At 49.1% G+C, this 11,561-nt stretch carries 11 protein-coding genes; 6 read left to right on the top strand and 5 right to left on the bottom strand.

Annotated features, from left to right (window positions below):
- Positions 1-127 precede the first annotated feature (127 nt).
- The 4 genes from B3D59_RS11910 to B3D59_RS11895 all read right to left on the bottom strand — a co-directional run bounded on the left by B3D59_RS11910 (position 128) and on the right by B3D59_RS11895 (position 4,081).
- Positions 128-514 carry a PAS domain S-box protein gene (locus tag B3D59_RS11910; RefSeq protein ID WP_286820020.1) on the bottom strand — a complete coding sequence of 129 codons (387 nt, stop codon included), beginning with the start codon at positions 512-514 and terminating at the stop codon, positions 128-130.
- Positions 515-869: 355 nt separating this feature from the next.
- On the bottom strand, positions 870-2,423 hold the full coding sequence (gene hcp, locus B3D59_RS11905; RefSeq protein WP_414646536.1) for a hydroxylamine reductase: 1,554 nt from the start codon (positions 2,421-2,423) through the stop codon (positions 870-872).
- Positions 2,424-2,580: 157 nt separating this feature from the next.
- Positions 2,581-2,964: a cupin domain-containing protein gene (locus tag B3D59_RS11900; protein WP_286820019.1), complete on the bottom strand. Its 384-nt coding sequence runs from the start codon at positions 2,962-2,964 to the stop codon at positions 2,581-2,583.
- A complete protein-coding gene (locus B3D59_RS11895) occupies positions 2,903-4,081 on the bottom strand; it encodes an FprA family A-type flavoprotein (RefSeq protein ID WP_286820018.1) in 1,179 nt (392 codons plus the stop codon). Before B3D59_RS11895 ends, B3D59_RS11900 begins: the two co-directional genes overlap by 62 nt.
- A gap of 402 nt (positions 4,082-4,483) precedes the next feature.
- Here B3D59_RS11895 and B3D59_RS11890 point away from each other — a divergent pair, with 402 nt between their 5' ends.
- A complete protein-coding gene (locus tag B3D59_RS11890; protein ID WP_277003208.1) occupies positions 4,484-4,927 on the top strand; it encodes an iron-sulfur cluster assembly scaffold protein in 444 nt (147 codons plus the stop codon).
- Positions 4,928-5,123: 196 nt separating this feature from the next.
- Here B3D59_RS11890 and B3D59_RS11885 read toward each other — a convergent pair whose 3' ends face one another.
- Positions 5,124-5,663: a cache domain-containing protein gene (locus tag B3D59_RS11885; protein WP_286820017.1), complete on the bottom strand. Its 540-nt coding sequence runs from the start codon at positions 5,661-5,663 to the stop codon at positions 5,124-5,126.
- Between the two features lie 672 nt (positions 5,664-6,335).
- Here B3D59_RS11885 and B3D59_RS11880 point away from each other — a divergent pair.
- From B3D59_RS11880 to ppsA, 5 genes are all read left to right on the top strand, one after another.
- Positions 6,336-6,731: a universal stress protein gene (locus B3D59_RS11880; RefSeq protein ID WP_286820016.1), complete on the top strand. Its 396-nt coding sequence runs from the start codon at positions 6,336-6,338 to the stop codon at positions 6,729-6,731.
- A gap of 316 nt (positions 6,732-7,047) precedes the next feature.
- Positions 7,048-8,034 carry a thiamine pyrophosphate-dependent dehydrogenase E1 component subunit alpha gene (locus B3D59_RS11875; protein ID WP_286820015.1) on the top strand — a complete coding sequence of 329 codons (987 nt, stop codon included), beginning with the start codon at positions 7,048-7,050 and terminating at the stop codon, positions 8,032-8,034.
- A 13-nt stretch (positions 8,035-8,047) separates the two neighbouring features.
- A complete protein-coding gene (locus B3D59_RS11870; RefSeq protein WP_286820012.1) occupies positions 8,048-9,031 on the top strand; it encodes an alpha-ketoacid dehydrogenase subunit beta in 984 nt (327 codons plus the stop codon).
- A gap of 192 nt (positions 9,032-9,223) precedes the next feature.
- Positions 9,224-9,676: a CBS domain-containing protein gene (locus tag B3D59_RS11865; RefSeq protein WP_286820011.1), complete on the top strand. Its 453-nt coding sequence runs from the start codon at positions 9,224-9,226 to the stop codon at positions 9,674-9,676.
- 23 nt (positions 9,677-9,699) lie between these two features.
- The coding region (ppsA, locus tag B3D59_RS11860) for a phosphoenolpyruvate synthase (RefSeq protein WP_286820008.1) at positions 9,700-11,561 on the top strand (1,862 nt) is incomplete at its 3' end.

Here is an 11,561-nt window from a genome sequence, read left to right as displayed (position 1 = left end):
GAGGCGCAGAATCCGGGTGTTGATGTTCTCACCATTGTATAATAGGTCAGGCTAAATACAGGAAAAGCGAGAATAATGCCGATAAAGACAAAAATTGCGGGTTTTACCATTTTTTTCATTTGAAACCTCACCCCTGTTTTTCCTTATATTTCGTGGTAATGTCTCTCGCGCTTGACAGCGCCCCAATCACATTCTTTGCCGAATCTAAAATAATAGAAAAACTGAGTTCAACGTAAATGACAGACCCGTCTGCATGTAAAGATTTCGTAGGCAAGGACTTCCCAACATACTTTGTTTCTCCCCTTTGCATCGCTTGTTCATATCCTCGCCAATGGGCCTTTCGTAAATTTTGCGGAACTATGATGTCTAAGTTTGATCCGATTGCTTCCTCTTTGGTAAATCCAAAAACACGCTCAGCCGCAACATTCCATACACGTATTGTCCCTTCTGTATCGGCAAATATCATTGCATCGGGATTTTGCTCTATAAGGCTGTCCATGAATCCGTCGTTCATATTTATATCATCTCCGCAAAATGTGGGGTTGTTGGAATCTTACCACCTGGCACCATAATATTAAGCTCACCGGCCATAGCCCGAGTGTACAGGGAACTTCGGTGATTCGGGGTCGTGAGGTGTAATTTTTCCTTTAACTACGGCGCAAGCTTTGCTTCGTAATTCGCTTGTGTGTGTGTCGGGCATGGTACCTGTTTTTAAAAGTAAATCAAATGTATAAAATTCGGATACATTTGGCAAGTCTTAGATCAATTTATCGTCAGGCAAAAAATGTTTATATGTTTGTAAAAAACCGGCATCATTTCTGTTGCTGAAAAAACAATACCGGTTCTATTTTTTACGAGTTCGGGCAGGATTAATTGCCGGCCATCATGGCTGCAATATCCTCGTCCACCGTACCAATAGGCTTGATGTCAAATTTTTCCATCAAAACCTTGGCCACAGCCGGAGACAGAAATGCCGGAAGTGTGGGTCCAAGGCGGATGCCCTTGACACCGAGGAAAAGCAGGGCCAGCAGCACAGTCACGGCTTTCTGCTCATACCAGGCAATGTCGTAGGAGATGGGCAAATCATTAATGTCGTCCAGGCCGAACACCTCTTTGAGTTTCAGGGCAATGACCGCCAGGGAGTAGGAATCGTTGCACTGACCCGCATCCAGTACCCTGGGAATGCCTCCGATATCGCCTAAGTCAAGCTTGTTGTACCGGTACTTGGCACAGCCGGCTGTCAGGATCACCGTATCCTTGGGCAGCTTTTCAGCAACTTCTGTATAGTAACTACGATTTTTCTGCCGGCCGTCACAGCCTGCCATGACCACAAAACGTTTAATGGCGACGGATTTTACCGCATCAACGACCTTGTCGGCCAAGGCCAGAACCTGGTTGTGGGCAAATCCGCCCACAATGGTGCCGGGCTCAATTTCTTCGGGAGGAGCGCAGGTTTTGGCGCTTTCAATCAGGGCTGAAAAATCCTTGGCCCCGCCTTCGGGCCGGTCTGCGATATGTACCGCGTTTTCATACCCCACTACGCCGGTGGTAAAAAGACGGTCCAGGTAGGTGTTGCTCTTTTTCAGAGGCACCAGGCAATTGGTTGTCAGCAGGATGGGACCGTTAAAGGATTCAAATTCTTTGTTCTGATGCAACCATGAACCCCCGTAGTTGCCCACGAAATGATCGTATTTTTTAAATGCCGGATAATAGTTGGCCGGCAGCATTTCACCGTGGGTGTATAAATCAATGCCGGTGCCATCGGTCTGTTTGAGCAGCTCTTCCATGTCTTTGAGGTCATGGCCCGATATCAGAATTCCTGGATTTTTACCCACACCGATGTTGACTTCGGTAATCTCCGGGTTTCCGTAGGCTGTGGTGTTGGCTTCATCAAGCAGGGCCATGGTATTGACGGCGATTTCTCCAGCCTTCATGACCATGGCGATCATCTCATCCACGGACAGATCCTTTGTGGTGGAGGCCAAAGCTTCCATGATAAAATCGTTGATCTCATCTTTTTGACATCCCAGGACAGCGGCGTGGTCAGCATAAGCGGCCACCCCTTTGAGGCCGATAATCAGCAGTTCGCGCAGGGAACGGACATCCTCGTTTTCCGTGGCCAGAATGCCTACGATTTTTGCCTTTTCGGCAAAATCGGACACATCCCCGGTCCAAGTAGCTGCTTCAGGCAATAGACCGTCAAACGCTGTATTGTTTTTCTCTTTGTATGCGGCCAAAAACTTTGACCGGATCAGATCTTTGCGCTTCAGGCCTTCATTGATTATACTGACAAATCGTGCATCGTCCCAGTTGGCATTGGTAATGGTGGCAAACAGGCCCTGTGTCGCAAAATCGTCATTGGACCGGTCGGGATTGCCCAGTTCTTTGAGTTTTTCACTATAAACGGAGATTCCCTTGAGCACGAAAATCAACAAATCCTGAAGGTTGGCGGTCTCTTCGGGTTTTCCGCAGACACCTTTTACGTTTTACGGTGCAGCCGATGTTTTTGGCGGTTTCCTGACATTGAAAACAAAACATCGTGCATCGCTCTCCTTTCTTTATTAGCAGCGAATTTCCCGATTATTTGAATCGAAGCATCGTCAGCAGCATCTTGAACGGTTCCTCGGCTTTCACGGCATGGGGGATATCGGCAGGCATCATCAGTACCTGGCCCGTGGTGACACGGTGGGCTTTTCCGCCCACGGTGAATTCGCCCTCACCGTCGAAGACAAAGACAAATGCGTCGAAGGGGGCTGTATGCTCGCTCAGGCTCTGTCCCGCGTCTAAGGCGAAAAGCGTGACCGTCCCACCNNTCCTGACATTGAAAACAAAACATGATAAATGATAATTGCTCCTTTTTGGGGGTATGGTACGGGTTTGGATAAAATTAAACAGGTTGCTTTTATCTATAGTCGTTTTCTTTGTGTTTTCGGGCGATGGCGCCTGCCAGATCATCCAGAGCATTGAATACGCTTGCGTTTGGGACGCCTTTGCAGAGAACCGGATCAATTACCTCGACCTTAAGGTTGGGAATCATCCCGGCAAGGGTATCGACGGTCTTGCCACCCCAGCCATAGGAGCCCACCACAGAGAGGAACTTTGTGTTGGGCCGCAGGGCGTTGGCCAGAAATGCGGCATAGGCGGCATAAGGATGAGGACCGGACAGGATGGTGGGAGTACCCACGACAATGGTGGCGGCGTCCATCAGAGCCATGGCCAGTTTTCCGATATCGGTGACAGCCAGATTAAACTGTTCCACCCGGACCCCCTTGTCCACCAGGGCCCCCACAAGGTGCTCCACCATGAGTCTTGTACTTTCGTGCATGGATACATAGGGGATAACAACGGTGTTCCTGGGGGCACCCTCGGTCCACTTTTTATATGCATCAAGAATAAAACTGGAATCGGGAAAAATCTGGCCGTGGCCCGGAGCGATCATCTCAATATCATAGGGAGCCAGCTTTTCCATATTTTTTTTAATGATGCTTCTAAAGGGCATCATGATTTCGGCAAAATATCGCTTGGCCGCCTCATACACCCGGCCCTGATCCGTAACAAACAGGTCGCTTGAGGCAATATGGGAACCGAAGAAATCACAGCTGAACAGAATTTTGTCCTCTTCCAGAAAGGTCACCATGGTTTCAGGCCAGTGAACCCAGGGGGTAAAAATAAATTTCAGGGTTTTATCCCCCAAAGAGAGTGTCTCCCCGTCTTCTATGGAAACGAAAAAATTTTCCGGGATATTCAGAAGATCCTTGAGAAGGTCCTTGGCTTTGGGCGTGGATATGAGTTTAGCATTGGGATATTTTTCAAGGACCTGCATGATCGTTCCTGAATGGTCCTGTTCCGCGTGGCTTGAGATGATGTAATCGATATTTTTGACCCCTTCAAGCTGAGCCATGAATTCTTTGGCCATGGGGGGATCAACCGTGTCAATCAATGCCGTTTTCTCACTTCCTTTAATAAGATAGGCGTTGTAGCTGGTCCCATCAGGAAGGGGAACAAGGGCGTCAAACAGCCGACGGTCCCAATCCACTGACCCCATCCAGTAAACCTCTTCTTTGATCTTTCGTGCTTTCATACGCTTGCTCCTAATTTTATGGTTTGTGTTCTTGACTTGGTTGATATGGTTGTGTTTTGAATGGCCCTGTTAATCTGATCGACCAGATGATTCAGATTCAGCCCATATTCTGGGGCAATATCCGTCACTGTGTCCGTTTTTTAATATATCTGAATATTCCTGGTCGTCAAGATTTTTGAAAATTTCTGACAGATCAGTTTCATCAAAAATATTTGGCATTGTATTCATGAGGGGTCCATGTGGATTGAGTAGTTTGTTATAGTTTGGCCTGTAGGCCGTAAAACCCAATCCCAGGTTTGGGATATAAGATTGCTTTAGCAGGTTATTTTTGCTAAATTCCGTAAACTGTGCCCGATAAAGAACAGGATATCCGTTGCATATCTGAACATAAGTAGAAAGGACATGACAGTGAGCAATCTTGACGCCTTTCTGGACAAGCTCCAGGAAGAAATATTTGATGAGGCAAAACAGGCCCTGGGTGAAAGGGGCTTTGACCGCTGGAGAAACCCCAAGTACAGCGGCCGGATGGAAAACCCTGATGGATGGGGCCGGGTAACCGGAGAGTGCGGGGATACCATGGAAATATATCTTAAATTCAAGGGCAACCGGGTGGCCCACGCGTCCTATTTTACGGATGGATGCGCCTCTTCAATGGTCAGCGGGTCCTTTGCCGCCGAACTGACCCTGGGCAAAACCCCGGAGGAGTTGACCGATATCACCGCAGACCAAATTCTTGAGGCCATTGGCCGGCTGCCGGACGACGACCTTCACTGCACCACCCTGGCCGCCCGCACCATCCAGGCTGCCTTGGACAACTACATGGGCACCATGGTGAAAAAAGGGTGATTATCCGCCTTGAGCTGAGCCGCCACTGAATCCGGGCGGCGGCCCGTCTGAAGCTCGAACATCGCCTTTGTACCCACTATCTGCCTGACCTTTTTGGGGTTTTTCTTGGAAGGGCGACCGTAAAAAAGGCGCGGGGCGTATTCGACCCGCGCCTGGCTTTTTTTGTCAGTGAAACCCGGCCGCTTTTAACCGTGTTTTATTTCGTGTAGCCGCTTCCCACGATTAATCCGCCTGCGGTAGTCCGGACATAGGTTTTTTTATCGGCTCCACCCCACTGGTATTCCACCCATATCCCATCGGACGTGGACTGGACAAGCGCGTCGTAGACTGGTTTGAATTCCTCGGTGTTCAGGCTTTGCCCCTCCTTAGTGGGATGGACCACCATGGTTCCATTTCTCTCCATGATAAACACGTAAGGGTCGTAATCGCCCGGCTTGTATTCGGTTGGCGCTTTACCGCCGTCAATGCCGGAAACGATTGCGTCCACGTTTCCCTTGATTGCGCTTTCGTCCGCCGCCATAGCGCCAGTAGACAGCCATATTCCTATCACCATTGCCAAACAAATCGTCAAAGCTTTTTTCATAATTGTTCCTTTTTCTTTCGTTAAAATTTTAAGAAAATTGTTACTAAAGATACGACTATTGACAAAAAAAGCGTTCGCGGAACGGCAATCCCCGTCTTTACCTCTCCTTTCTTTCTTCTGCGGCCAGGTTGCGTCAAAGGATGGCGAAATCACACTTTACCCCTTGGGTTCTTGGGTCCAATATGGAACCAAAAAAAGCTGCTGTAAGGTGCATAGCCCATTTTTACAGTGCGATTCAGCATGTGGGCTAAAGTTTCTTCTGGTTAAAATTTGAATATCGCTTTACATTTTAGCCAAATTCTCATTGTTAGGATTGCTGGAAAAAATTTATACCTGATTACTGAACGTATCGGTTATAAGTTCGTGTAACACACTCCTTGGTCTTAGTAAACTGTTTTTTTTGGTCTTGATCATTGAGTCTGATTATGGGCTTAATGCCCTGTAAAAATCAAAAGCCAGCATCAAATTCTTTCTTGCCATCCGGGCGGTAGTCAGGATATTCTTCAAATAGACATTAATGAATTCCATTATAATATTTTCTCGATAAGGAGGTTTAAAACCAACGGCACAGAGAATATTTTTGATGACGTGGTATCGCAATCGACATTATTAAAGATGTTATCCTCGCTCTATTTGGCCGATTGTTCGTTGAAAATTGAATCAAATCCGGGGTGTATAGAAACGCCCTATCAGCTTTTTTTTAACTCTTTATTTTGACCATGGACCTATTGAGTATTTTATTTTATCATGAAGGCCATGACGTGTATGAAGAATATACCGGAAAATTAATCTTCATGGTTTTTAATAAAATTTGGAGGATATAAAATGTATAAAACTATTCTATGCGCAATAGAGATCAGTGACGAGGGTGACAAAGTACTTTCAAAAGCATATGAGCTTTCACAACTGTATGATGCTAAGTTGTTTATAACTCATATCATTCCTTATGCGATACTTCCAAAAGATTACCAAAAGGAATTAAAAGAAAATGCGTTACCTTCACTTGAATCAAAAGCTTCCTCTTTAGGGATACCTATGAAAAATATAACGGTAAAAGTTGGTAAACCTTACGAACAAATTTATTTGTTGGCAGAAAAGAAGAATGCCGATTTAATTGTTGTCGGCACCCATTCCAAAAAAGGCATTAATGCCTTAATCGGCTCAACCGCAAATGGTGTGGCGAATTATGCTAAATGTGACGTTATATTAATTAGAATTTAAAATAAAAATGGGGTCAGGTCTTGATTTATAAAATGTTCTCGACAGCCTGTCGAGAACATTTTATAAATCAAGACCTGATTCAGCCCAAAATATGTCAGTGGAGGATAGGGATAAAAAGACAATCAAAACACAAGATCTACTTTTTCCCAACTCCTTAAAGTAACGCCCCGTAAAAATTAAAATTCAGGAACAAATTCTTTTCAGTGTCTCGCTGACGCACTCTACCGGACGGTGAATTCACCGTAATGCGTGATACAAGGTTGCGCTGGTATCTAACCAAATTGAGATGTTCTCTTCGGAGAAAGAAGGGAGGTCCATGAAAGAAAAACAAATAACTCCGGACGTTCAAGTCAGTCTTTTCACCCGTATGGTTTTAATTCGAAAATTCGAGGAAAAGATTGTGGCTCTCTGCAGGGAACAATACCGACTGCCGGGTATGCAGATTTTGGCTAACGGCCAGGAAGCTGTGGCCGCGGGTGTCGTGTCCGCCCTTGAGCCGGAGGACATTATTGTCAGCAATCACCGCAGTCACGGCCATTTGTTGGCTAGAGACGCCGACTTAAATGCGTTGATGGCCGAGATCATGGCCAAATCAGACGGTGTAAATCATGGCAAGGCCGGCACCCTGCATCTATCCATGCCTGAGATCAATGCCCTGATGACCTCCACAGTGGTTGGTGCAGGACCCCCTCTGGCTGTTGGGGCTGCCTTTGCCCAGCAATATCAAGCCCTGAACGGCGTGACCGTGGTCTTCTTCGGTGACGGTGCAGCGGCTGAAGGCAGCGTGCACGAAGCAATGAATCTGTCCGGCATCTGGAAATTGCCGATTCTGTTCGTTTGCGAAAACAACGGGTGGGCCGGTGCCCAGCGGCCTGAAGAGCATTCCGCCGTACGTCAAATTCACAAACGGGCCCAAGGCTACGGCATGCCAGGCCACAGTGTCGACGGCAACGATGTGGAGGCGGTTTACCATCTTAGCCTTGAATTGCTTGAACACTGCCGTTCAGGAAAGGGGCCGGCATTTATGGAAACCCTGACCTACCGAATGCGCGGACATGGTGAGCAGGACCACCAGCATTATGTAGATCCCGAGGAGCTCAAGGCGTGGGCCCTCAAGTGCCCAATAATGAGTTACCGCCGTGCGCTTCTCAACACCGGCATTCTGGATGAGGCCCAAATTCAAAACATCGAACAGGATGCCGAAGCTCGCGTGGCAGCGGCTGTGGTCTTTGGCGAGGCCAGTCCCTATCCTGAATCCGACACCGCTATGACAGATGTATTTGTCCGGGCGTTCAATGCCTGAAAGGAGTTGTGCCATGAGTCAAAAAACGTTCGGAAATGCAATAAACAACGCGCTGTCCACTGCCATGGATATGGATGATACCGTATTTATTGCAGGAGAAGGGGTGGGTGTGTCCATCCACAGTGATCCAAACATGCCGACTTACGGTCTTCTGGATAAATTTGGACGCCGCCGGGTGAAAGATACGCCGGTCAGTGAGGCGGCCATTGCAGGGCTCGCTGTGGGGGCCTCCTGCATGGGGCTGCGGCCGGTTGTGGAGATCATGTTTTTCCCGTTCATTACCCTGGCCAGTGACATGCTGGTTAACCACGCCGGGAAATTGCGCTACATGAGCGGCGGCAAATCAAGTTTTCCACTGACCGTGCGGGTCAAAGCCGGTGTCGGGTTCGGCGCCGGCAGTCAGCACTCTCACAACCTGGAAGCGTGGATAGCCCACACTCCGGGTCTGAAAATCGTCTGGCCGGCAACTGCAGAGGATGCCAAGGGACTTCTTCTCAGCGCTATTTTTGACCCGGACCCCGTGATCCTAGTGGAAGACATGATGCTCTACGGGATGAAAGGGAAGTTTCCGGACGCAGACGTCCGCACCCCTCTGGGCAAGGCCAGGATTGCCGTACCGGGTGCCGACTGTACCGTGATTGCCTACGGTAAGGCCCTTTACACTGCCATGAACGCTGTTGAACCATTAAGTGAGAAAGGCATCTCGTGTGAGGTAATTGACCTGCGGTCTCTGGTGCCCTTGGACAAGACTTGTATCCTCGAATCGATCCGTAAAACAGGCCGCCTGGTGGTCGTGCATGAGGCGAACCGTTTTTGCGGCTTTGGGGCGGAGTTGGCCGCCATGGTGGCCGAGGAAGCTTTCTACGATTTGAAGGGGCCTGTCAAACGTGTGGGTGCACCACAGATTCCGGTGCCTGTCGCATCAAGCCTTGAAAAGGTTTTTATACCCGCTCCAGAGGATGTTGTCAGGGCTGTTCTGGAGACGATGAACAAATAAATCCTTATTATTCAATTCGTTATGTTTGAACCCATCAGGGCTGGCGCTAAATTTACAACCGATACAATGAATCAATCCGCTTTGTCTTTTAAAATTATCGCCATTGCGATTTGGTTACCAAAGGTATATAAAATTAGGGGGGAAGCGCAAATTCCCAGTTCTCCTGCAACCCATTATCCAGGAAAATCAAAAATGAAAACAGCTCAAGACATCATGGAAAAAGAAGTTATTTCAATAACCCCGGAAACCGACATCGCTCGGGCCGTGGATATTTTGTTAAACAATCACATTAATGGTGTGCCCGTAGTGGATGAAAATGGCATGCTTAAAGGAATTTTGTGCCAGAGTGATCTCATTTTCCAGCAGAAAACCATCTCTCTGCCACCCATACTCACTTTTTTGGACAGTATTATTCCCTTGTCTTCATCTAAGAAACTAGAACAACAGATAAAAAAAATGGCTGCCAGCACCGTGGCCCAGGCCATGGTTACAGATCCTGTCACCGTAACACCCGAGACACCGGTCAGTGAGATTGCAGCGCTGATGGTTGAAAAGCATTTTCACACCATTCCCGTGGTTCAGGAAGGCAAAATGCTGGGCATTGTGGGCAAGGAAGATGTGCTGAGGACATTGATCAAGCCATAACCTGAACAAAATGGGAGGTAAAAATGGGCAAAAATACCCATAAAGATCAAAAGCCGTTCGTGGCCTGGTTCAAGGATTTGAGCATTGAGGACGTGCCCTTGGTCGGCGGCAAAAATGCCAGTCTGGGGGAGATGTACCGCAATTTGAGCCCCAAGGGAGTGAGTATTCCCAATGGATTTGCAGTCACCGCCCATGCCTATACTTATCTTTTGGAAAAATCCAAAGCCATGGACAGGGTTCGGGAGATATTGTCCGACCTGGATACCCATGACATGGACAACCTTCAGGAACGCGGGGCCAGGGTCAGGAACCTGATCCGCAGCCTGGAATTTCCAGGTGAGGTGTATAAGGAAATAGCCAGTGCCTACGGCAAATTGGAAGAGGAATACGGCAAGAACGTCGATGTTGCCGTACGTTCCTCGGCAACGGCCGAAGACCTGCCGGACGCCAGTTTTGCCGGACAGCAGGACACCTACCTGAACATTCGTGGCGTGGAAGATCTGGTGGACGCCTGCCAACGCTGTTTTGCCTCCCTGTTCACCAACCGGGCCATATCCTACCGCGAAGACAAGGGTTTTGACCATTTTTCCATTGCCCTGTCCATTGCCGTGCAAAAGATGGTCAGAAGCGATTTGGCCTCAAGCGGGGTTATGTTCAGCATTGATACGGAATCCGGCTTTCGGGACGTGGTGTTCATCACCGGCGCTTACGGACTGGGGGAGAATGTGGTCCAGGGTGCGGTCAATCCGGATGAATGGTACGTGTTCAAACCCACGCTCAAGCAGGGGTTCAAACCCATCATCATGAAAAAGACCGGTGGTAAGGCCATAAAGATGATCTACACCACGGATGCCAAACAGCCCACCAAGAACGTGGCTGTACCGGATGAGGACCGCCGCCGTCTGGTGCTCAGGGACGAGGAGGTGGTGGAATTGGGCCGGATGGCCTGCGTCATTGAGGATCACTATTCGGCAAAGGCCGGATACCTTAAGCCCATGGACATCGAATGGGCCAAGGACGGCGAAACCGGCAAGCTGTTCATCGTCCAGGCCCGGCCTGAGACGGTGCACACCTTGAAGGACCAGGCCGTTCTCAGGGAATTCCACCTCAAGGAGAAGGGCGAGGTGGTGTGCACCGGCCAGTCGGTAGGCGAACTCATCGGGCAGGGCGGGGTCAACGTGATAAAATCCGCGCAGATGATTTCCCGGTTCCAGAAGGGACAAGTGCTGGTCACGGACATGACAGACCCGGACTGGGAACCGGTGATGAAGATTGCCGGGGCCATCGTCACCAACAGGGGCGGGCGCACCTGCCATGCGGCCATTGTCAGCCGTGAACTGGGCATTCCGTGTATCGTGGGCGCCGGTAACGCCACCACCAGGATGGAAACCGGCCAGGAAGTGACTGTGGACTGCTCCCAGGGCAGTGTCGGTTATGTCTATGCGGGACTTCTGCCCTACGAGGTCAAGGAGACGAACCTGGAAAATCTGCCCAAGACCAAAACCAAGATCATGTTGAACCTGGCCAGCCCGGAGCAGGCCTTTGAAAAGAGTTTTATCCCCAACCATGGGGTGGGCCTGGCCCGTGAGGAATTCATCATCAATTCTTATATCAAGATTCATCCCCTGGCCCTTCTGAGCTACGAGGAACTGGGAGACGAGATTTTAAAACGGACCATAGCGGATATGACCATCGGCTACAACGACAAGAGCGAATATTTCGTGGACAAGCTGGCCGAGGGCGTGGGCATGCTGGCCGCAGCCTTTTATCCCAAACCGGTCATTGTCCGGCTTTCGGATTTCAAGACCAACGAATACGCCAACCTCATTGGTGGCGCCCAGTTCGAGCCGGACGAGGAGAACCCCATGATCGGCTGGCGCGGGGC

It is taken from the genome of Desulfobacter sp. UBA2225 (assembly GCF_002348205.1).
Lineage (GTDB): Bacteria > Desulfobacterota > Desulfobacteria > Desulfobacterales > Desulfobacteraceae > Desulfobacter > Desulfobacter postgatei.
The sequence above is the reverse complement of the archived record's forward strand: the minus strand, read 5'-3'. Positions and strand labels throughout refer to the sequence as shown.